The following is a 21,076-nucleotide window of genomic DNA, read 5'->3' as shown; positions in this document are numbered from 1 at the left end:
AGGCGCGATTTTATCCTTTGTAAAATAAAAAGCAAATAAATTCCGATCTAAATTTTAAAAAGTAAGAATCCTATCCATACTTAAAAATGACTAAAAATAGAATTTAAAAAGTAGTTAAAACGGGGTTCGGACATACGAAGCCAGTCTTAACTATAGAATTTTACTTAAATATAAATAAACCAGCCTTAATTTCTCGCACGAAGTCGGAAATTCTATTTTTACATACGGTCGCAGAGCCCGCAAGCTGCGAAATTCTATGCCTCATCAATCGATAGCGTTGGAGCTTTTTAACACCACTAGATGTTTTTTGCCCGCGAAGCTTAGCACTACGGCAGCATTATTTTCGTCGATCTCGCGCACAAGCTCTACTCGCACATCGCCAGGTCTTGCGGTATCCGAGCTAAGCAGCTCATTTTCTAAAATGCTTTTAAATGCCGAAACCTTGGGCTCTTTTGCATCCGATCTTTCTTTTGCTCCCTCGCGAAATTCCATCGTACCACTCTCGGCAGAGCTTACTTTAAGCGGCGAAATTTTATCCGCTGCTCTTATATTCTCGGCGCTCTCATAGTTTTCGTCCGCCTCCGTAGCTTCCGAACGCTCGGCACGCGCAGCCTCATCGTAAAATTTATCGCGCATGCTCTCTTCGTCCATACTCTCGCCTCTGAAAAAATCTGCGCTATCTACATTTTTTGAGTCGTTAGAATTTTTGGAATTTAAAGCGGAGCCCTCATCTTTTTTCGCGAACTCTTGCGCGTCAGAATAATTTGCGTTCTTTGATCCGCTCTGATTTTTAAAAGAGGAGTCGTTTAAAATTTCATCTATGCCCGCTCCGTCCACATCAGCGCTATCCATGCTAGCGTCGTCTTCAAAAACCCGCCATGTCTCGTCGATACTTTTTTGCGGCTTGTGTGATAAAAATTTTCGTACGCCGACGAAAGCCGCGGCTGCAAGCAATAACGCTACGATTATCGGCATTACAGAAACTCCACTGCTACCGCTTTGCGCCGTCTCACTCGCCTCGCTCTTTACGCTCATCTTGCTCTGATCGAAAGCAGGGTTTTTTACGCGCAAAATGAGCTTTAAATTGCCGTCTTGAGTAAGAGCATCAACCGACAGATCGGCTCCGGTGGGGAAATTTATCTCGATATCCTTGCCTTTGGGTGCTATCGTAAAGCTTTTTAAGACCTTTTGGTTGGTGCGCATTTCGTTGAATTTCTCATCGCCGCCGAGCCCCTTTAAAATAAGGCTCATCGACTGTCCATCGACGCTGCGAACGATGTCAGGCTTATATGCGGAGTCAAACGCCAAGACGATATCCACGCTATCGTCGTGGTTGAAAAGATCGTATTGCATAAGATTGGCGCCGAGGCAAAAATTTGCGATTAAAATTAAAAATATCTTTTTCATACTCTTTCCGTTAATTAAAAAGTTCGGCGATCTTGTCTTGCAGCTCGCGCCCACCGTAGTTCGCGCATAAATTTACGATCGCAGTGCCGATGATAGCGCCGTCTGCGTATTCTTTAGTAGCGCGAACATCGCTAGAGTTGCGGATACCAAAGCCGATCGCTACGGGCAGATCGCTCATTTTTTTAAGATCTGCGACCATATTTTTAAGGCGCGAGATCGGAGTTTGCTTGCTTCCGGTCACGCCGATAGCGCCCACGCCGTAGATGAAGCCGCGCGCGCGGCTCAAAACTCGCGCGGCGCGGTGCTCGCTCGTAACACTAATAAGCGGGATGAGCGCGATACCGAACTCCTCGCAAAGCGCGAAAATTTCCTCGTTTTCTTCATACGGCAGATCGGGGATTATTAGTCCGCTGATGCCGTAGCGCGCCGCCTCGGATACAAACTCGCGCACGCCGTAGGCAAAGATCACGTTGTAATAGACCAAAAACACGAGCGGCTTGCGCGTTTGCACCTCTTTTAAAATTTCAAATACTGTGCCCGCGTTTACGCCGTTTTGCACCGCGGAAAAACTCGCCTTAAAAATTTCGGGACCGTCTGCGAGCGGGTCGGAATACGGGATACCGATCTCAAGCAGATCGATCACGCTTTCGTCTAAATTTGACAAAAACTCCTTCGTGTGCGCGGGGCTCGGATATCCCGCCACGATATAGCCGATGTTTGCTTTTTTGCCCGCAAAGGCCGCCTTGATCTTATCCATAAATCGTTCCTTTTTTGTAATTCATCACGGTATCCATATCCTTATCGCCCCTGCCGCTTACGTTTACGACGATCGTTTTTCTGCCCTTTAGTTGCGGGCAGAGCTTTTCTAAATACGCTAACGCATGCGCGCTTTCGATCGCGGGGATGATGCCTTCGAGCCTGCAGAGCAGTTTAAGCGCCGTGATGCACTCATCGTCGGTTACCGCTTCGTATTTTGCGCGACTTATCTCGTGCAGATGCGCGTGCTCCGGGCCCACTCCAGGATAATCAAGCCCCGCCGAGATGCTGTGAACAGGCTCGATCATGCCGAATTTATCCTGTAGCACGATCGTTTTCATGCCGTGGATGATGCCTGCGCGCCCGCCAGTAATAGTCGCTGCGTGATAAGGGGTATGCGCGCCCAAGCCGCCCGCTTCGACGCCGATGAGTTGCACGTTAGGATCATCCACGAACGCGCTAAAAATTCCTATCGCATTGCTTCCGCCTCCTACGCAGGCTAGGACGTAATCGGCCTTGACCCCCTTGCTTGCAAGCTGCGATTTGGTCTCGGTACCGATGACGCTTTGAAAATCCCTAACCATCTTCGGATACGGATGCGGCCCGACCGCCGAGCCGATGACGTAAAATACGCTCTCGATCTCGTTTACCCACGCCTGAATCGCCGCGGTAGTAGCCTCTTTGAGCGTTTTTAAACCGGTGTCGATTTTGATTAAATTTGCACCCAAAAGCTGCATCCTAAAGGCGTTGAGCTGTTGGCGCGCGGCGTCGGTCTCGCCCATATATACGTCGCACTCAAGCCCAAATAGCGCCGCTGCCGTCGCCGTCGCCACGCCGTGCTGACCAGCGCCGGTTTCGGCGATGACCTTTTTTTTACCCATTTTTTTGGCTAGTAGCGCCTGCGCTAGGGCATTGTTGATTTTATGAGCGCCCGTATGGTTGAGATCCTCGCGCTTTAGATAAATTTCATGCCCGTAGTGCTCACTAAGGTGCGCGGCGTGATATAGCGGCGTCGGACGCCCCGCGTATTCGCGCAGCAAGTAACCTAGCTCGTCTTTAAATTCCTTCGTCTGCGCTATGGTATTGTACGCCTCCTCCAACTCCTCAAGCGCGAACATCGCCGTCTCAGGCACGAACTGCCCGCCGAAACTCCCGAAATACGCCTTTTTATTCATCCTATCTCCTCGCATTAAATCGTAGGATTATATAAAATTTCGCGTTAAATTTCGCTTTTTTGACGGCACCTTTTGCGGCTCTCTTCTAAATTTATCGGATATGCAGCCGCAAAAACGCGCGGCGCAAGATAGTAAATTTTAAAATTTACACTTCAAGGCTTGGCAGATTGCGAGTAAATTTTATAACGTGATTTTATATGGAATATGAAAGCTTAAATTTGAAAGCAAAATACCTCAAAATGAGTAATGGTGTCCCCGACAGGATTCGAACCTGTGGCCTCAAAATTAGGAATTTTGCGCTCTATCCTACTGAGCTACGAGGACAAAATCGGCAATTTAATCGCCGATAATATTCATAACGTCGTCTAGTTTTTTGTGAAGATCTTTGTCATTGATGGGCTTTGTCATAAAGTCATAAGCACCTTTATTTAAAGCCTCTCGTTTAGCGGTCTCGTCCGTCGTAAGGACGATGACGGGGATATGAGCTATACTTTCTCTAGCGTGAAGATTATCTAAAAATTCCAGCCCATTCATCACAGGCATTACAATATCTAATAAAATCAAATCAACGGGCTGAACTTCGAGTACGGCAAGGGCGTCCAAGCCGTTTTTGGCTTGGAGTATGGTTTGGAATTTGCCGTATTTTTTTAGCATAACTTCAAGTAACTTTAAATTTATAGCGTCGTCATCAACCGTTAAAACTTTCAAATCTCTCATTTAAGACCTCATCCTTATATATATTTTTGTGCGAGTTTCTCAAGACCCGACTTGGTGATATTGTAACTAGCGACTTCGCTAAATAGTGGATTTTCATCGTTGTCGTTAGAAAACAGAACTAGCTTGGTCGCAGACGCTTTTCGGCGCAAGCTCTCTAACGCCGCTAAGTCTAGCCCTGCTAGCTTTTTATCAATCAAAACAAGCTTATAACTACCCGTAGCCGCCATAGAAATAAGCTGGTCGAAATTGCCCGCAATTTCTACGTCTTTATACTGATGTTTTAATATGCTGGCAAAAATTTTACTTTCCATAATGTTTGCCTTGCATATAAGTATATCTTTTGTCGGCACGCGCGCACCCTTAGCTTTCACTACGTCATCGGAAACTATACTTTTTTTAGGAACTAGCTTCATTATCGTCTTTGGCACTTTGACGGTTTTAATGACCGTCTTAGGCACCTGGCGTTTGACAAGCTTTTTAACCAGCTTCTTTGTAGTTCCACCGGCGGGCGCTGCATCAGATCGTTTATCACCGATAAAATTATCTAACATTTGAGCCAAGATATCCTTTTTGATCGGCTTGGTGCAGTATTCGTCAAGCCCTGCTGCCATAAATTTCTCTCTATCGCCCTTTAGCGCATTGGCAGTAACAGCCACGATCGGGATGTGGCGGAGATTATTCTCGTGCTCGTATTGTTTGATCTGCTTTGTAGATTCTATACCGTCCATAACAGGCATCGAAATATCCATAAATATGAGATCATAGTCGTTATTGGCTTTTCTGGCTTCCAGCGCCAAAAGTCCGTTTTCGACTATCGTCAAATTCATATTAAAGCTATTTAACGTATGCTTCATAAGCTTTTGATTGATCTCATTATCTTCCGCTATAAGAATTTTAGCGTTATATTTTCTATTGACCAAAGGTACATTTTCATCGGCAGGATTTCGCTCTACCGGCACTTCAACCTCTTCTTCGACTTCGACATCCTCTTCGACCATAATGGTTTCTTCCTGTTGCTCGTCTTCGTACACGGTAACGGGCACCTCGACCATCTCCTCTTCCTCAGGCTGCGGGATAACTACCGGTTCGACTTTTACGCTAACAGGCTCGATCTCAGGCTCTTCGACATGGTCGTTTTGAGTAGCAGGCTCCACCTTCGGAATATCTACAGGCTCCGGCTCAATATTCGGCTCTTCGGCAGGAATATTTTGAGCCGCTGGTTCTACTACTGGCGTTACCGGTTCAGACTCGATATTTGACGGTCCCTGTTTAACCTCTTCAAGTTTTGGCTTGATAGGTTTTAGTTCAGGCTCAATTGTTATCGGCTCTGGCTCAACAGCGATAGGTTCTGGCTCAATTATCTTTTCAGCTGTACTTTCAGGTTCTGAAAGTTTAACATTTGAAATTTCATTTTCATGAGCAGAAACACTTGAAGTATCAGGCTTCGAAGCTTTAGCGATAGGAATTTCAGGCTCGGTTTTAACGGCTACAGGAATTTCTTTTTCTACGCTTGGAATTTCAACCTTTTTAGCAGCCTCTTGCGCCTTGGCGCTCGGTTTGATATCCGAAAGATCGATATCTATATCAGGAATTTCAATCTCGGCCTTAGGCGTCTCAACCTTAGCCTTTGGAATTTCTACTTTTGCAGGCTCAGCCTTTACTTCTTCTTCCTCTTTTTTAATCTTAGGAAGCTCTATTTCGATATCAGAAAGATCGATGCTATGAGTTTCGGCTTTAGGAGCCTGGGTCTGCGTCGCATGTGTTTTGAGCCCCACAAAATCATCAGGAATTTCCAAAGATATAGGCTCATCGATATCGGTCTGGGCATCTTTTGTGCTTGAAGGCTCTATCTTTGGCTTTTCTGCGTGCGGGATTACTATTTCAGGAATATCGATATTGATCTTTGGTGATTCAGGCTCTGTCTTTTCAATCTTAATATCACTCATAGGCTCGATATCTATAGGCTTAATGACCGGCTCTTCTGCTTTAGGAGCTTCTTTTTTGAGCTCTTGAGCAATACTAGGCTTGCTAACAGCCTCCTCTTTATGCGCAGAATGAGCCTCGGCATCATGTGTACGCCTTCTGCTTTGCAAGATAGCGCGTAACTCATCTGCCGACGAAGTAGTAGCATGTCGTAATTCATCAAGCTTGTTGATAATAGGTCTTTCTTTTACTACCGGCTCTTCCATAATCATTTCATCAAGGGCGGTAGGCTTTTCTACCTCAGCATCCAGCTTAATCTCATGCGTCTGTGGAGCAAAATCCGATCTGCTTAGAGCAATTCCGGATTTTGAAATTTTATCTAGCGTCTTAACGAATTTAGTTAAGTTAAAAGGCTCTGTGAGGGTAAAAATTTTAGAATTTGAAATACTAATACTTTGAAGCTCTTTTGGCTTAAGAGTTAAGATCGTAGGCATACTCAATATATCACTAACCTCGCCGTAATTCTTAAATCTAGTGATAAGAGCGTCATATTTGTTATTATTTTGCGCTGAGCGGAACTGCGCGTTCGTATTAAATATCGAAATTTTACCGCCTAGCTTGCTGATATAATTTTTAACGATATCATTATACATTGTATCGGCGCTATCGGCTAAAAGCGCAAAATTTAATCCTTTGATGCTTTCAAATACTGCGTCCGCATCAGTTTTTTGTGTCTCTTTAAAAGCAAGGGTGAAATAAAATCTAGTACCTTTTCCTACGGTAGATTTGACCTGAAGCTTACCGCCCATCATCGCTACGTATTTAGACGAAATCGTAAGTCCAAGACCCGTTCCACCATATTTGCGTGTGATTGTAGAATCGGCCTGAGAGAAGGCGTTAAATACATTTGCGAGCTTGTCTTCAGAAATTCCAATACCGGTATCTTCTACGCTAAACGTTACGATCGCCTCTCCCGGAGCTTTACTAGGCTCTCTTAAAATTTCGACCACGATAGTGCCGTGCTCAGGCGTAAATTTGACCGCATTTGACATGAGATTGATAAGAACCTCTTTGATCTTCGTGATGTCTCCGTATAGGTGGTGCACTAGTGTAGGATCGATGTAAAGCAGGATGTCGATATTCTTTTCCGCAGCCTTGGCAACGTAAATTTCAACCGCGCTTTCGAAATCTTGTATAGGGTTAAATAAGATATCCTCAAGCTCGACCTTATTACTTTCGATCTTGGAGACATCCAAAATGTTATTAATGATCGTTAGAAGGTTTTCGGACGATTTTTCGATAGTATCAACATAATCGCGCTTTTCCTCATCCAAATCGGTATTTTTAAGAAGCTCCGTAAAGCCGATGATACCGTTAAGCGGCGTCCTGATCTCATGCGACATATTGGCCAAAAAGATCGATTTTGCCTTGTTGGCATCCTCCGCAGCGCCCTTTTGATACGCAATCAGATCGAGCGCGTCCTCGATAAGCGAATACGCCTTGTTAACACCCTCACTAGTCCTAACGTCGATATGTTCGTGCTGATTCGTCAAATCGCCGATTCGGCTAAGCACGTTGCCGAGGTCGGTAACGTTCTGTCTTAAACGTCTTGTGATACCCAAGGCAAAAACGACCAAAATAGCCGCTAAAACCCATATGCCAAGAGCGATAAATAGGTTTCTTAGTCTTTGCGCTAGATAAGTATCGGCATGCGCCGCAAGCTCAGCATTGATCTTTTCAGAAATTTCGCTTAGCTTTTTATATTTAAGTGTAGTAGAGGCAAACCACTCTTGAAAAGGTACGCTATAATGTCCCTCGTCCGCTTCTTGCTGCAATGTGGCTGAAATTTTAGCAGTTTCTCTTAATGCGTTTTGAAATTCCTCTCCGTCTAGAATTTTTAAAATTGCAGCTCTAGCATCAGATTCCGGCAAGAAGTAGTAATTAGGAAGCGAACTAGATAGGTTGAAGCTAGCCCAAGTCCTTAGCTGCGCCTGATTCATCGCCTTGCTACCGATAATGTATTCGATAATATAGTCACGCTCCGATGCGGTGGCGTCCATCGCCTCGTAGGTATTAAGCAATGAAACCGTCCAAACGGTGATATTTGAGCTTACAAGACCCTCTCTTAGCACTCGTTGGATTGTTTTTACATCATCGTCGAATTTTTGAAAATATGAGCTGAAAAGCTCACCGAAGCTTTTGCTTTGAGCATCGACATCCCTTCTTACCTGCGGAAGTTTGTCTAATAAACCGTCTATATCGGTCTCGGCAGCCAAAAGCTCGTCATTACCAGTGCCGTAAGCGAAAATATCAAAAATAGTCTTTTTTACGACATTTTCACTGATATTTTTGCTTTCTTTATACTTTGCAAGCGCATCGTCGGTTTTTTTGCGTTGACCCGATAGAAGGGTTCCCATACCGGGGTTTCCCTCGCTACCCAAAAACGCCGAAGTGATACCGCGCTCTTTATCTACCTGCTCTACTAACGCCGCGAGATTACTATTTTTAGCAATTTGCTGCTGCAAAATTCCCACTCTGGCGTAATCCTGCAAAGAGATAAACAAGAAATATGATGCAAACGCGAAAATCAAAAGTAACGGGATACCGCTAACAAGTCTCAAAGCACTTGTAGTATTTAAATTCATACAAAATCCTTCAAAGCGCAGCTTACGCGACGTTAAATTTTATTCAACCGGAGAAACGAAGTCGCTTCCGTCACGCTAGGCGGAGACGATTTAGCCGTCCTGCAAAGTTAATGGGTGATTTTACTAAACAAATCTTTAAATATAGCTTTTTGCGTTAGGTTTTCGTTAATGATTGTTTAAAATTTTTTCCGCGGTTTGGATATTCGTAAGCGATCTGATCTCATCGAAGCTCGCCGCATAAATGCTCTCAAAATCGCCGTAAAAGTCCAAAAGCTTCTTCAGGCTTCCTTTGCTAACGCCCAAGCTTAGCAGCTTTGAGCTTTGTAGATCGAGCTTGCGTTTGCTCTTTTGGTGAAACGAGATCGCAAAGCGGTGCGCTTCATCGCGCAGACGCTGAAAAAACTGAAGTTTCTTATCATCCGTTGCTAGCGAAAAAATCCCGCCTTTCGTGCAAATTTTATCTTTCGCAGCTCCCTTTGCGCGGTGAGCTTTAGCGTCGATCTTTTCTTTAGAAATGGCGATTATATCGACGTTTGCTCCGACGCTGCAAATTATTTCCTCTGCCAAGTTTAGCAGAGCCGTTCCGCCGTCGATGAGCCACAGATCGGGCGCTGCGAGCTCGTCAAATTTAAGCGCGCGGCTAGTTAGATACTCGCGCATCTGATCGTAGTCGTTATTTGAGCTAAGGTGCTTGTGGCGGTAGTTTTGCTTGTTAAACTCGCCGTCTTGAAAGCTTATCATAGCTCCCACGGGCGCGGCGCCGAACATATGCGAATTGTCGAAAACTTCGATATTTACCGGCAAATTCGTAAGATTAAAATAATCCTTCAGCTCCTGCAAAAATGCGTAATCGTGCGTTTTTAGATGTTTTTTGATATTGATCTCGCAGTTTTGGTATGCAATCTCGCAAATTTTACGTTTCTCACCGATTTTCGGCGCGTAAATTTTAAACGCTCTTTCGTGCCGCTTGGATAAAATTTCGCATACCAGATCCGCATCGTCAAACTCGTCGTAGACGTAAATTTTAGCGCACGCCACGGGAGCCGCGGCCGGGAAGGCGCTTAAGATCATCTGCTTGTAGGCGTTTGCGATATCATCGGCGCTCGGAGCTTTGCAGTTGATTATATGCGAGCTTGAGGCTGAAATTTTACCCTCGCGTATGCTAAAATGCACGGCGCAGACGAGCCCGTCGCGTGCAGCAATCGCAAAGACCTCGAAATCATCGAGCTTTGCCAGATCGACCTCGACCTTTACGTTCATCTGCTTTAAAATTTCAATCTTATCGCGAATCTGCGCGGCTTCCTCGAAATTTTCGCTCTGCGCAAGCCGCGCCATCCGCTCCAAAAGCTGCGGCACCATCTTTTGCGGATTTTTTAGGGCGGCAAGCGCGCTTTGTACGATACGCGCGTAATCCTGCTTTGAAATTTTATCCTCGCACGGAGCGGCGCAACGCCCGATCTGGTGGAACAAACAGGCCTTTTTGCCCTTGACGCAATTTTTCTTCTGCACGAGCGGAAACTGCATGTAAAGCGTCTGTAAAATTTCCTTCGCGCCGTGAAAATAGGGGCCGAAGTATCTGATGTTTTTGCCCTTTACAATCTTTCGCGTGATCTCAAAGCGAGGGAAATCGTCGTCTAAATTTACGTAGATATATGGATAGGTCTTATCGTCGCGCAGCAGGATGTTGTATTTGGGCTTGAGCTGCTTGATGAAGGAATTTTCTAGTATCAGCGCGTCGCTCTCGCTAGGCGTAACGATGTATTCTAAATGCGCCGCCTCGCCTATCATCTTGGCGATGCGCGCGCTTAGGCGGGGGCTCGGCGCGAGAGCGGGCGTGAAAGAAAAGTAGCTTTTGACGCGATTTTTTAAAATTTTCGCCTTGCCGACGTATAGCAGCTTGCCCGCGGCGTCGAAGTACTGATACACGCCGGGTCTGACAGGCAAGCTCTTAATCTCCTCTATTAGCAAGGATTAACCCTCTTATCTCTTCAAAAATTTTATAAATTTGCGGATCTTGGATTTTGTTTTCAAACTCCCCTTTTGCGCGCTCTGAAGATAAAATTTTACTGCCCAGACGCAAATGAGCTTTATAAATTTGCGCCCTTCTTCTGCTCATCACTCTATCTGCTACGAAAAATTTTATCTCTCGCACACCGCAAAGCTCCGCCGTCTCTCTAGCGGCTACGAAGCGCTTTAATACGTCTTTTATTAAATTTATATTACTATCGCGTTTTAGTTCGCAAAGCCCAGCCGGGTGTTTCGCGGCTATCATCAAAATGCCATCTTTGACGTAGATGAAAGCGATCAGCCTTTGCCAACTAAGCGGCAAAATCGCCAAAAACTCGCCTCTTTCTCGCATCTTGGCATATAAAGGATCTTTTCTGATATGAGCTATTATTTCTCTTGCATTTTCCATAAGCGGATTTTAGCATTTTTTATCTTAGTTTTACTTAGCGGCTGCGGATACAAAGCGCCGCCTTTTTATTCAGAAGGCGAGCAGGGCTCTAGCGCTACCGCCCAAGATACGGATGCTAATAACACGAGCGATGGTAGAGGAAGCGTTAGAATTTTACGCGATAAATAGCCTACTTTTAGCTTTGCTTTGTTATACTTTTAAAAATTTTTACAAAGGAATTTCATGCAAACGGCAGACATTTTAGTGCTAGACTTCGGCTCCCAATACACCCAGCTGATCGCTAGGCGCTTGCGCGAACAAGGCGTTTACACCGAGCTGATCGCATACGACGCGCCGATCGATAAGATAAAAGCAAAAAACCCTAAAGGCCTTATTTTAAGCGGCGGACCCGCTAGCGTTTACGCTAAAGGCGCGTATTTTTGCGACGATAGAATTTTTGAGCTTGGAATTCCGATTTTAGGTATCTGCTACGGCATGCAGCTCATCGCGCATAAATTTGGCGCTAGCGTCGTGCCTGCGGGCAAAAAAGAGTATGGCAAAGCCTCTTTGAAACTGCTTCGCGCTAGCAAGCTATTTGGCGGCGTGGAGGATAACTCAACCGTTTGGATGAGCCACTCGGACAAGGTCGAGAGCCTGCCGGAGGGCTTTGAGGTGATGGCGAGCTCGGACGAGAGTGAGTGGTGCGTATTCGGCGACGAGATCCGTAAAATTTATGCGCTGCAATTTCACCCCGAGGTCTGCCACAGCGAGTTCGGCGATAGAATTTTAAAAAATTTCGCTAAAGAGATCTGCGGACTAACCAGCACGTGGAATATGGGCAGCTTCGCCAAAGAGCAGATGATCAAAATAAAAGAGCGCGTAGGAAGCGCCAAGGTGCTTTGCGCGGTAAGCGGTGGCGTGGATAGCTCAGTCGTAGCGGCGCTTTTGGCACATGCGGTGCCGCAGAGCCTGATAGCGGTTTTCGTCGATAACGGCCTGCTCCGCGCGGGCGAGCGCAAGGCGGTAGAGGAGATGTTTAGGCTCAAACTCGGCGTGAGCTTAGACGTGATCGATGCTAGCGAGCTATTTTTAAGCAGACTAAAAGGGGTGATTGATCCCGAGCAAAAACGCAAAATCATCGGCGCGACCTTCATTGAGGTTTTCAGCAAAGAAGCGGCAAAACACAAAAACGTAAAATTTCTAGCCCAAGGCACACTCTACACCGATATCATCGAGAGCTCGGTCGCAGGCTCAAGCAAGACGATCAAAAGCCATCACAACGTAGGCGGCTTGCCTAAGGATATGAAATTTGAACTGATCGAGCCTCTGCGCGAAATTTTTAAAGACGAAGTGCGCCAGCTGGGACTCGAACTAGGCCTTTCGCGCGAAGTCGTTTTCCGCCATCCGTTCCCGGGTCCGGGTCTTGCGATCCGCATAATGGGCGAGGTAAATACGCTAAGCCTTGAGCTACTACGCAAAGCCGACGTGATCCTGCGCGACGAGCTAAAATCAAGCGGCTGGTATAACAAAACGTGGCAGGCGTTTTGCGTGTTGCTAAACGTGCACTCCGTCGGCGTTATGGGCGATAACCGCACCTACGAAAACGCCGTGTGCATACGCGTAGTGGACGCTAGCGACGGTATGACGGCTAGTTTCTCGCGCCTACCGTACGACCTGCTAGAAAACGTATCTCGCCGCATCATAAACGAAGTGGACGGCATCAACCGCGTAGTTTACGACATCTCGAGCAAACCGCCTGCAACGATAGAGTGGGAGTAAGATGAAACAAATCTGCATCATTTTAGCGCATCCTTACGAAAGAAGCCTAAATGCGGCTATTGCAAACGTAGCGGTAGAAAAGCTGCAAAATAGCGACTACGAGGTTAAATTTCATGATCTATATAAGGAGAAATTTAATCCGATCCTTAGCGGCGCTGAGCTCGTGAGCGATGAAAGCGACGACGAGCTGTTAAAGGCGCATCAAAAAGACATAGCAAACGCCCACGGCATCGTGATTGTCCATCCGAACTGGTGGGGCGAGCCGCCCGCCATCCTCAAGGGCTGGATTGACCGTGTGCTAAGGCAGAGAGTAGCCTACGATTTTGCGCCGGGCGATAACGGCGGCGGGCTTCCGATAGGACTTTTAAAGGCTAAAGCCGCCGTAGTTTTCAACACCTCCAACACCCCCGAGGCCAGAGAAAACAAGATATTCGGCGATCCGCTGGAAAGAATTTGGAAAAGCTGCATTTTTGATTTTTGCGGCGTGAAAACCTTTGAGCGGCTGATGTTTAGAGTGGTCGCGGATAGCGACGAGGTCGAGCGAAAGGTCTGGTTAGAGCAGGTAGCGCAGACGCTGGATAGGTACTTTCCGAAGCAGATTAATTTGCTTTAAATTTAAAAATGCGCTGCTCGCAAAATCCGAACGGCATAGAATTTGACTGCCTATTTAAACAGATGCGCGCCGAATTCGCTCGCAGATTTGGCGCAAAATCTATGAAATTTGGGAGGTAATCATGCTTAGATTAATCGCTGCGATGGCGATTTTAGCGGCTCTCATATACTTCGTCATGGGAGGCGGCGGCAAAAAGACGATCAAGGATTACAAAAATTTAAGCCGCGAGGAGCTGGAGACTTTATGCCTCGAAAAGAACGATAAAATCGCCTGCCAGCGTATCGCCGTGGACTATATCAAAGAAAATAAACCGAAAAAATGATCTAAATTTGCGAGGCTAATTTTGCGGTTTCGCTCAAACAGCGCGCGGTTAAATTTCTAGCCCCGCGAAACTCTGCACAGATAAATTTGCCCGCAAAGCACGGCTAAAATGCCGATTAAATCGGTACCGAGCGCCGCGCAAATAACGTAAATTTAAAAGCAATAATTCAAGTATTAGCATGCGCGCCGATAAAACCGTTAGCGCAAATTAAAAGCAATAAATCGCGCTGTGTTCTTTGCGCGCATACAAAAGGAGCGACGGATGAAAATTTTATGGCAAAGTAGGCTTCAAAACAGACTTCGCGATATCGGCGAAAACATCCTAATTAAGGGTGATCGCGCATTTCACGCGGGCGATAACGACGAGCAAAAGCAGATGGCTTATAAAATTCTCGCTCGAAAGCGGCGAGCAATTAGCCGGCGCGCCTTTCCGAGATTTTACCCGCGCCGCGACCTTTGACGATGACGCCCGCACGCTCGTAGTTTTGGGCTTTATTGACACGATTTATAAATTTAACGCCGCGGATCTCGCGCTCATCTCAAAGCACAAAAGGGCGTGCTAAAATACGGTAACTTTATCGCGATAAGTAGCGAGGGCGGCGATAAAAAGGCTATTACGGCGACCGACGACACGCTTTTTATTTACGATTTTAAGACGCAGACGGGCACGCGAAAGCGATTAAGGGGCTGCGTAGCGATTTTTAAGCAAGATGAGCTAAATTTCTTGATTTTTACGCGCTCGGGTCAAATTTACGGCTTAAATTTGAGCAGTTGTGAGCTTAAAATCATCGCTAAAGTTTGCCCTATGACGCAAGCACAGAGCATGAAAGACGGATATTGCATTCGCGTGGGCGAGGCTGGCGAAAACGGCGAAATAGAGGGTGCTAACGAGCTTGTTTTTACGGACGCAAATTTTAACGTTAAATTCCGCGTGGAGCTAGACTTTGATTTCGATAAATTCGAGCTTGCGGCGGGCGGATCAGACGGCTGGCGCGGGCACTTTATAAACGAGCCGAATGAACTGAGGATTCTTGATATTGTGCGTAGCGAGGCGGGCGACCTCGAGAGCGGCGAGCACGACGGCTCGGGCAAATTTGCGCACGATAAAGCCGAGGAATTTAGATGCGACGAAGCGGACGAATTTAATCGCGGCGGCTCGGGCGAATTTACGCAGGGCAAGGCGAGCAAATCCAGGTGCGAAGCGACGGATAAATTTGAGTGCGACGAGCCCTTTAAATTTAAACTCGGCGAGCAGGTCCAATACCTCGCGGCAAAGCCCGTGCTGGCGCATAAATTTAAACAAAAGGGTGTGAGAATTTTAGGCGTCGTTACAGCTGCTTCTTGCCGGGCTGCGAGCACAAAATACGAAGCGAAGCAGAAGGGCGCATTTGCCGAGCAAAATTTAGCGTCCAGAGGCGGCCGCGGTATTGAAAACCGTGAATATTCACTCCTCGCTCCCGGTAAAAATGAAAAACGCAGGCATCGCGCGCCTGAGTGCGCCCGCGATCTCGTACTAGTCGATAATGCTTACGACGAGGACGCGGATCAAATTTTAACCTGCTATGAGATCTAAGCCATTGTCCAAGCACACCCATATTCCTGATTTAAAATTTACAGCTGCGATTTCGCGCCTTTAATTAAAGCAGGTTTGCTAAAAATTTTGCAAAAATTTTATATAGAATTCTACCAAGACGCGGAAATACCCGTTTAAAAATTCTACGACATGCAGGCGAGACCGTTGCAAAGCGTCGCGGGTCGGCGATTTGTACGGCGCGACCGCGCCCTTTCGCCGCTATCAGCACTTGACGTTTTTTGCCTTGCTATCTTGCATCGCGCGGAAAAATTCCGCCCTGCTTAGCGGGATTTCGTCCGGATGAGCGCTTCTGAAATGGCGCAGATAGCCCTCATAATCGCCGAGCCCGATGAGCGGCGCAAGTGCGGCATCTGCGCGCGCCAAAAACCTCGCCACGGCCTTCGGGGCTGCGAGTGGATTAAATTTAAACTTTTTCATAAACGCCCCTGTCCACGTACTCGCTTTCTGCTAGCTTGAAATATCCCTCGCTCGCGCCGCCCTTTGAAATTTTAAGACACATTCGGATCGTTTGGACGATGACGATGATCGTAACGACGACGAAAAGAGCACATAGTACGGCGTCGATGACGTTGTTTCTGATGATAGCCTGCGCCTTTTCGATCGCCGCAGGATCGCTTAGGCCGGCAAGCTTGGCGGCGGTATTTTGCGCGATAGCCACGTGGCTTACCGCGTCGTGCACGCGCTCGCCGTTAGCCGGCATCAGCTTCAAGATCGCCGCATAAAGCGTGGTTATAAGCACCCAGATCGCAGGAGCGATCGTAACGAAAGCGTATTTTTGCTTGCCCATTTTAAAAAGCACCACCGTCGCAAGCAGCAGCGCGATACCCGCGAGCATCTGATTGGACGCGCCGAAAAGCGGCCACAGCGTGTAAATTCCGCCCATAGGATCGGTAACGCCGCTGTAGAGCAGATATCCCCAGCCCGCCACGCAGATCAGCGTCGCGATGATGCCGTAGAGGGAATTTTTGGTATCGGAAAACGGCTTATAGACGTTGCCTAAAATTTCTTGCACCATAAAGCGCCCCGTGCGCGTGCCCGCATCGACCGCGGTCAGAATAAACAGCGCCTCAAACAAAATCGCGAAATGGTACCAAAACGCCATCAGCTCCTTGCCGCCGATGATCTGATGCAGAAGCATCGTTAGCCCCATCGCAAAGGTAGGAGCGCCGCCCGTGCGGCTCATCATCGTGGTTTCGCCGACGTTTGAGGCCAAGGCGCCGATCTGCTCGGGCGTAATACTAAATCCGATAGAGCTTATATACGCCGCGGCGCTTACCGCGTCTTTACCCAGTACCGCAGCGGGCGAGTTGATAGCGAAGTATTCGCCCGGGCTTAGTATGCACGCCGCTACGAGCGCCATTATGCCCACGAGGCTCTCCATAAGCATCGAGCCGTAGCCGATGAAAAGAGTGTGGGTTTCGCGCTCGAGCATCTTCGGCGTCGTGCCGCTGGAGATCAGCGCGTGAAAGCCCGAGATCGCGCCGCATGCGATCGTGATAAACAAAAACGGAAATATCGGACCTGCAAAAACGGGACCCGTGCCGTCGATAAATTTTGTCGTAGCGGGCATTTTAAGCTCGGGCGCGACAAAGATTATCGCGACCGCCATACCGATGATGACGCCGAGCTTAAGGAAAGTACTTAGATAATCGCGCGGCGCGAGCAGCAGCCACACGGGCAAAATCGCCGCGATAAAGCCATAGCCGATCGTAAGGAGCGCGAGCGTCTCGCCCTTTAGCGAAAAAACGTCGTGCCAGTACGGATCGATCGCCACGTAATGCCCGCCCCAAAGCGAAAGCATCAGCAAAACAAAGCCGATAATCGATGCCTCGCTGACCTTGCCCGGGCGCAAGAACCTCATGTAAATTCCCATAAATACGGCGATCGGTATCGTCATCGCGATCGTAAAAAGCCCCCACGGCGAGTTTGCGAGCGCCTTTACGACGACCATCGCCAAAATCGCTACGATGATCAGCATGATGAAAAAAATCCCGATCATCGCGATACCGCCGGTGAGCTTGCCCATCTCATCTTTGATCATCTCGCCGAGGCTCTTGCCACCGCGTCGCGTGGAGAGCACGAGCACGATGAAATCATGCACCGCGCCTGCGAGCACGACGCCTACCAAAAGCCAAATAGTGCCGGGCAGATAGCCCATCTGTGCGGCTACCACGGGGCCTACGAGCGGTCCTGCACCAGCGATAGCGGCGAAATGGTGCCCGAAAAGGACGTATTTGTTCGTAGGGACGTAATCGCGTCCGTCGTTTCGGATCACCGCAGGAGTTGCGCGGCGATCGTCCAGCTCAAAGACGCGATACGCGATAAAGCGCCCGTAGAAAGTGTATCCGATCAGATAGATGCACGCGCTGGCCACTACGAGCCAGACGGCACTGATACTCTCGCCTTTATTTAGCGCAAGTACGCCGAAACACCACGCCCCTATGACGGCGACCGCCGCCCAAAGGATCTTTTGCCAAAATTTCATGCTCACTCCTTAAAGCTTAGCGAGCGGCTTTGGCGCAATTTGCCGTTTAACAAAACGGCTTGCGGCTTTAAAGCGGGACTCGTTAAATAAAATTTAGTGCGTATTTTATCGGCGTTTTTATAATTTAAAGCTGAATTGCAAAAATTAAAAAGAGCTCTTTCGGTGTTTAAATTTGACACCTAAATTTTGAATTTCAAATTTAAAGAGGCGACTTGGCGGCGCGCGAAATTTTAATACTTAATCGCCCTAAATTTAACTCCGCAGCTTTTAGCCGTTATAGAATTTATCGCGGTTTAAGAAATCAAGCGATAAAATCTCATGATAACGATTTTAATTTCTTAACAAAAATCGCGAATACTTTTAGGAGGAAATTTATGCCGGATCAGGTGTGCGGCTACGTACTTTTGCGCGCTGATATCAAAAGCTATGCAAGCTGCAAAAATAATTGCGCCAGCCGCGAGAATTTCATAAATTCCGTGCGTATAAATTCCTGGCACCGCTTAAATTTTAAAATATCCGCCGCGACGAAATCTGCGCGTATAGTTCGCCTGGTGGGCTATGAGCTTTAAATTTTATCTCTTTCTAATCGCAGCTTTTATATTGCTTGCTTTAGTAGCCGTAAGTAGCGGCGGAGCGAGCATTTCGCTAGGCGACATCGTAAAATTTTTCACCTTCGGCGAGTTGGACGAAACCAAGGAGCTGATTCTAACGCAAATGCGCCTGCCGCGCCTCGTGCTTGGAATTTTAATAGGCGCGCTGCTGGCAACTTCGGGAGTGGTGGTGCAAAGCGTATTTTTAAACCCGCTTGCAGATCCCTACATCATCGGTATCGCATCGGCAGCGACTTTCGGCGCGGTCATAGCTTATCTGCTGGGGCTTAGCGACGTTTTTTACGGAATTTTCGCGTTTTTAAGCGCAAGCGCGCTGTCGATCGTGATCTTTAAGCTCGCCGCCCATACTCGATCGATCTCTACGCTACTGATCGTAGGCATCGCCGTATCGTCGTTTTTGGGCGCATTTACATCCTTTGCGGTCTATCTAATCGGAGAGGATAGTTTTAGGATTACGGCGTGGATGATGGGCTATCTAGGCGGCGCAAACTGGCAAAAGATCGCGCTTTTGCTGCCGCCACTGCTGTTTTGCATGGCGTATTTTTACGCGAAGCGCCACGAGCTAAATATTATCTTAAACGGCGACGAGGAGGCGAAGTCGCTGGGACTCAACGTCGAGAGGTCCAAAAAGAGCCTACTCATCGTCTCCTCGCTCATCATCGGCTTTTCGGTCGCATTTACGGGGATGATAGGCTTCGTGGGGCTCATCATTCCGCACACGCTTCGCATGGCGCTTCATACGGCGAGCAATGCCGTGCTGATCCCCGCTAGCGCGCTTACCGGCGGAGTTTTTTTGGTTTTTTGCGACGTAATCGCTAAAAACGCCCTCTCGCCGGTAGAAATTCCGATCGGCGTGGTGACCTCCTTTTTCGGCGCGCCCTTTTTTCTATACCTCGCGTTTAGGAAGCATGCATGAAAATTTCGGCGCTAAACTTCAGCTACGGCAAGCGGGCGATCTTGCGAGGCATAGAGTTAAATTTAAAGCGGGGGAAATTTTACGGGATTTTGGGTCCTAACGGCTGCGGCAAAAGCACCTTGCTAAAAAACATATTGCAAATTTTAAAGCCCGCAAGCGGAATCATCGAAATAAACGGCAAAAAAGCAAGCGAATATAGCCTCAAAGAGCTTGCCGCGCTCATCGGCTTCGTGCCGCAAAAAACAGCCCTCGCAGCCGCGCTGAACGTGAATGAAATTTTACTTGCGGGCAGATTTTGCCGCCTAAAAAGCGCATTTAGCGGCTACGATGCGAGTGACCACGACAAGGTAGAGCGAATCGCCGAGCTTTTGGACGTGAAAAAATTTTTAAATCGCAGCGCGTTTGAGCTAAGCGGCGGCGAGTTCGGGCGCGTGCTGCTTGCCAGAGCGCTCGTAAGCGAGCCTGAAATTTTACTGCTCGATGAGCCCACGGGCGCGCTTGATATGAACTACGCGATCGAGGCGATGAAGATCTGCGAAAATTTAACCAAAACGCTAAATTTAACGAGCGTCATCGTGCTGCACGATCTAAATTTAGCCTCGCTTTTTTGCAATGAAATTTTGATGCTAAAAGACGGCACAGTGAGGTATCGCGGTAGCGCGAGCGAGCTTTTTACGCCGCAGATCATAAAAGAAATTTACGGCTTTGACGCCTTGATAGTTGAAAATTTAGGAACCAAATTTATCTTACCGCAAAAGGAGAAAATGTGAAAAAAATTCTTATAGCTTTGCTTTCGGCGAGTTTTGCGCTCGCCAAAGGCCTGGTAGTGCTCGACCCCGCCGCAGTCGAGATCATCTACGCCTTAGGCGCGCAGGATCAGATCGCTGCGATCTCAACTACCTCGATGAGCAAGATCCGCCCGGAGGCAGAAACCGCGAAACTGCCTAGCGTAGGCACCTACGTAAAGCCGAATATGGAAAAGATCGTCGAGCTTAAGCCCGATCTAGTCATCACGAGCTTTCACTCCGCGGGCGTTAGCGAGAATCTGCAAAAGCTGGGACTTAAGAGTCTTGCAATGGATGCAAACTCCACCGCAGATATCTGCCAAAACGTAAAGAAGGTCGCGGCGATCGTAAAAAAGGAGAGCGAGGCGGATAAAATTTGCGCGCGGATGGATGGAATTTTTGCAGACAAACCCGCCCTTCGCGGCAAAAAAGTGGCTATGTTTTTCGGCGCGAACGCTACGATGGCTTTCAATGACAAAACCCTCATCGGCGACATTTTCGCTCGCCTAGGCGCCAAAAACATCGCAGACGGTCTTGAAGGCAGCACGCCTTCAGTATCTGCCGAATACATCTTGGAGCAAAACCCCGATATAATCGTCGTCGTAGGCGGCGAGACGGAGGATTTTTTAAAGGCAAATCCGATCCTTAAAAATACCAAAGCCGTAAAATCGGGCAAAATTTTAAAAGCTCCGACGCTCATCTTGCGGGGCAGCCCGCAGATCGGCGAGACGGTGGATGAAATTTACGCAAAGGCGGCCAAATAGATGTTTAAAGAACGCATTAAATCCCACCACCGCTCCAAACTTTTCGAGAGCGTTTCCGCAAGCGAAAACGAGCTGTTCGACGCGCTGGAGCAGCCCTCAAAAGACAGCGACTGCGTGATCTATCTGCATGTGCCCTTTTGCGACAACATCTGCTCGTTTTGTTCGATGATGCGCTCCAAACTCGGCGACG

At 47.7% G+C, this 21,076-nt stretch carries 19 protein-coding genes, 1 tRNA gene and 1 pseudogene; 11 read left to right on the top strand and 10 right to left on the bottom strand.

Annotation, left to right across the window (positions count from 1 at the left end):
- Nucleotides 1–264 precede the first annotated feature (264 nt).
- The 8 genes from Q0369_RS08780 to Q0369_RS08745 form a co-directional block, all read right to left on the bottom strand.
- Nucleotides 265–1,407: a hypothetical protein gene (locus Q0369_RS08780; RefSeq protein ID WP_298098782.1), complete on the bottom strand. Its 1,143-nt coding sequence runs from the start codon at nt 1,405–1,407 to the stop codon at nt 265–267.
- A 10-nt stretch (nt 1,408–1,417) separates the two neighbouring features.
- Nucleotides 1,418–2,164: a tryptophan synthase subunit alpha gene (trpA, locus tag Q0369_RS08775; RefSeq protein ID WP_298098779.1), complete on the bottom strand. Its 747-nt coding sequence runs from the start codon at nt 2,162–2,164 to the stop codon at nt 1,418–1,420.
- Nucleotides 2,157–3,338, bottom strand: coding sequence for a tryptophan synthase subunit beta (trpB, locus tag Q0369_RS08770; protein ID WP_298098776.1), 1,182 nt, complete (start codon nt 3,336–3,338; stop codon nt 2,157–2,159). Before trpB ends, trpA begins: the two co-directional genes overlap by 8 nt.
- A 247-nt stretch (nt 3,339–3,585) precedes the next feature.
- A tRNA-Arg gene (locus Q0369_RS08765) sits at nt 3,586–3,662 on the bottom strand.
- A 12-nt stretch (nt 3,663–3,674) separates the two neighbouring features.
- Nucleotides 3,675–4,055: a response regulator gene (locus Q0369_RS08760; protein ID WP_005869488.1), complete on the bottom strand. Its 381-nt coding sequence runs from the start codon at nt 4,053–4,055 to the stop codon at nt 3,675–3,677.
- A 14-nt stretch (nt 4,056–4,069) separates the two neighbouring features.
- Nucleotides 4,070–8,623 carry an ATP-binding protein gene (locus Q0369_RS08755; RefSeq protein WP_298098773.1) on the bottom strand — a complete coding sequence of 1,518 codons (4,554 nt, stop codon included), beginning with the start codon at nt 8,621–8,623 and terminating at the stop codon, nt 4,070–4,072.
- A gap of 165 nt (nt 8,624–8,788) precedes the next feature.
- Nucleotides 8,789–10,591 (bottom strand): excinuclease ABC subunit UvrC, encoded by a 1,803-nt coding sequence (gene uvrC, locus Q0369_RS08750; RefSeq protein WP_298098770.1) that lies wholly within the window; start codon nt 10,589–10,591, stop codon nt 8,789–8,791.
- Entirely contained in the window at nt 10,572–10,961 is a 390-nt protein-coding gene (locus Q0369_RS08745) for a hypothetical protein (protein ID WP_298098767.1), read from the bottom strand. Before Q0369_RS08745 ends, uvrC begins: the two co-directional genes overlap by 20 nt.
- A 48-nt stretch (nt 10,962–11,009) precedes the next feature.
- Between Q0369_RS08745 and Q0369_RS08740 the strand changes: the two genes are divergently transcribed.
- From Q0369_RS08740 to Q0369_RS08715, 6 genes are all read left to right on the top strand, one after another.
- Nucleotides 11,010–11,207, top strand: coding sequence for a hypothetical protein (locus Q0369_RS08740; protein ID WP_298098764.1), 198 nt, complete (start codon nt 11,010–11,012; stop codon nt 11,205–11,207).
- Nucleotides 11,208–11,261: 54 nt separating this feature from the next.
- Nucleotides 11,262–12,797, top strand: a complete 1,536-nt coding sequence (gene guaA, locus Q0369_RS08735; RefSeq protein WP_298098761.1) for a glutamine-hydrolyzing GMP synthase — start codon at nt 11,262–11,264, stop codon at nt 12,795–12,797.
- Between the two features lies 1 nt (nt 12,798).
- The gene (locus Q0369_RS08730; protein ID WP_298098758.1) at nt 12,799–13,410 is read left to right on the top strand and encodes an NAD(P)H-dependent oxidoreductase; all 612 of its coding nucleotides are present in this window, start codon (nt 12,799–12,801) and stop codon (nt 13,408–13,410) included.
- A gap of 121 nt (nt 13,411–13,531) precedes the next feature.
- The gene (locus Q0369_RS08725; RefSeq protein ID WP_297902627.1) at nt 13,532–13,732 is read left to right on the top strand and encodes a hypothetical protein; all 201 of its coding nucleotides are present in this window, start codon (nt 13,532–13,534) and stop codon (nt 13,730–13,732) included.
- Nucleotides 13,733–13,993: 261 nt separating this feature from the next.
- Entirely contained in the window at nt 13,994–14,191 is a 198-nt protein-coding gene (locus Q0369_RS08720; RefSeq protein WP_298098755.1) for a hypothetical protein, read from the top strand.
- 96 nt (nt 14,192–14,287) lie between these two features.
- Nucleotides 14,288–15,304 (top strand): hypothetical protein, encoded by a 1,017-nt coding sequence (locus tag Q0369_RS08715; protein WP_298098752.1) that lies wholly within the window; start codon nt 14,288–14,290, stop codon nt 15,302–15,304.
- A gap of 222 nt (nt 15,305–15,526) precedes the next feature.
- Here the strand turns inward: Q0369_RS08715 and kcuS are convergent, their stop codons facing one another.
- On the bottom strand, nt 15,527–15,742 hold the full coding sequence (gene kcuS, locus Q0369_RS08710) for a KCU-star family selenoprotein (protein ID WP_297898049.1): 216 nt from the start codon (nt 15,740–15,742) through the stop codon (nt 15,527–15,529).
- The gene (locus Q0369_RS08705; protein ID WP_298098749.1) at nt 15,729–17,810 is read right to left on the bottom strand and encodes a carbon starvation CstA family protein; all 2,082 of its coding nucleotides are present in this window, start codon (nt 17,808–17,810) and stop codon (nt 15,729–15,731) included. Before Q0369_RS08705 ends, kcuS begins: the two co-directional genes overlap by 14 nt.
- Before the next feature lie 374 nt (nt 17,811–18,184).
- Between Q0369_RS08705 and Q0369_RS08700 the strand changes: the two genes are divergently transcribed.
- The 5 genes and pseudogenes from Q0369_RS08700 to Q0369_RS08680 all read left to right on the top strand — a co-directional run.
- The gene (locus Q0369_RS08700; protein ID WP_298098746.1) at nt 18,185–18,379 is read left to right on the top strand and encodes a hypothetical protein; all 195 of its coding nucleotides are present in this window, start codon (nt 18,185–18,187) and stop codon (nt 18,377–18,379) included.
- Nucleotides 18,369–19,337, top strand: a complete 969-nt coding sequence (locus Q0369_RS08695) for an iron ABC transporter permease (RefSeq protein ID WP_298098743.1) — start codon at nt 18,369–18,371, stop codon at nt 19,335–19,337. The genes Q0369_RS08700 and Q0369_RS08695 overlap by 11 nt, the downstream gene beginning before the upstream one ends.
- A complete protein-coding gene (locus Q0369_RS08690) occupies nt 19,334–20,107 on the top strand; it encodes an ABC transporter ATP-binding protein (RefSeq protein ID WP_298098740.1) in 774 nt (257 codons plus the stop codon). Before Q0369_RS08695 ends, Q0369_RS08690 begins: the two co-directional genes overlap by 4 nt.
- Nucleotides 20,104–20,886, top strand: coding sequence for an ABC transporter substrate-binding protein (locus Q0369_RS08685; protein WP_298098737.1), 783 nt, complete (start codon nt 20,104–20,106; stop codon nt 20,884–20,886). Before Q0369_RS08690 ends, Q0369_RS08685 begins: the two co-directional genes overlap by 4 nt.
- Nucleotides 20,887–21,076: pseudogene (locus Q0369_RS08680) on the top strand (radical SAM protein); the annotation flags it as partial.

The organism is uncultured Campylobacter sp. (genome assembly GCF_938030685.1).
GTDB lineage: Bacteria > Campylobacterota > Campylobacteria > Campylobacterales > Campylobacteraceae > Campylobacter_B.
Note: the sequence above shows the minus strand (reverse complement) of the source record. Positions and strands in the feature narration are given on the sequence as shown.

What these genes read in the sequence shown, in the direction of transcription:
- Q0369_RS08780 (WP_298098782.1), bottom strand. Translation starts at nt 1,407, where the DNA reads ATGAAAAAGATATTTTTAATTTTAATCGCAAATTTTTGCCTCGGCGCC.
- Q0369_RS08725 (WP_297902627.1), top strand. Translation starts at nt 13,532, where the DNA reads ATGCTTAGATTAATCGCTGCGATGGCGATTTTAGCGGCTCTCATATAC.
- Q0369_RS08760 (WP_005869488.1), bottom strand. Translation starts at nt 4,055, where the DNA reads ATGAGAGATTTGAAAGTTTTAACGGTTGATGACGACGCTATAAATTTA.
- Q0369_RS08695 (WP_298098743.1), top strand. Translation starts at nt 18,369, where the DNA reads ATGAGCTTTAAATTTTATCTCTTTCTAATCGCAGCTTTTATATTGCTT.
- Q0369_RS08720 (WP_298098755.1), top strand. Translation starts at nt 13,994, where the DNA reads ATGAAAATTTTATGGCAAAGTAGGCTTCAAAACAGACTTCGCGATATC.
- Q0369_RS08705 (WP_298098749.1), bottom strand. Translation starts at nt 17,810, where the DNA reads ATGAAATTTTGGCAAAAGATCCTTTGGGCGGCGGTCGCCGTCATAGGG.
- Q0369_RS08755 (WP_298098773.1), bottom strand. Translation starts at nt 8,623, where the DNA reads ATGAATTTAAATACTACAAGTGCTTTGAGACTTGTTAGCGGTATCCCG.
- trpA (WP_298098779.1), bottom strand. Translation starts at nt 2,164, where the DNA reads ATGGATAAGATCAAGGCGGCCTTTGCGGGCAAAAAAGCAAACATCGGC.
- Q0369_RS08740 (WP_298098764.1), top strand. Translation starts at nt 11,010, where the DNA reads ATGAGCTATTATTTCTCTTGCATTTTCCATAAGCGGATTTTAGCATTT.
- trpB (WP_298098776.1), bottom strand. Translation starts at nt 3,338, where the DNA reads ATGAATAAAAAGGCGTATTTCGGGAGTTTCGGCGGGCAGTTCGTGCCT.
- Q0369_RS08700 (WP_298098746.1), top strand. Translation starts at nt 18,185, where the DNA reads ATGCCGGATCAGGTGTGCGGCTACGTACTTTTGCGCGCTGATATCAAA.
- guaA (WP_298098761.1), top strand. Translation starts at nt 11,262, where the DNA reads ATGCAAACGGCAGACATTTTAGTGCTAGACTTCGGCTCCCAATACACC.
- Q0369_RS08690 (WP_298098740.1), top strand. Translation starts at nt 19,334, where the DNA reads ATGAAAATTTCGGCGCTAAACTTCAGCTACGGCAAGCGGGCGATCTTG.
- kcuS (WP_297898049.1), bottom strand. Translation starts at nt 15,742, where the DNA reads ATGAAAAAGTTTAAATTTAATCCACTCGCAGCCCCGAAGGCCGTGGCG.
- Q0369_RS08730 (WP_298098758.1), top strand. Translation starts at nt 12,799, where the DNA reads ATGAAACAAATCTGCATCATTTTAGCGCATCCTTACGAAAGAAGCCTA.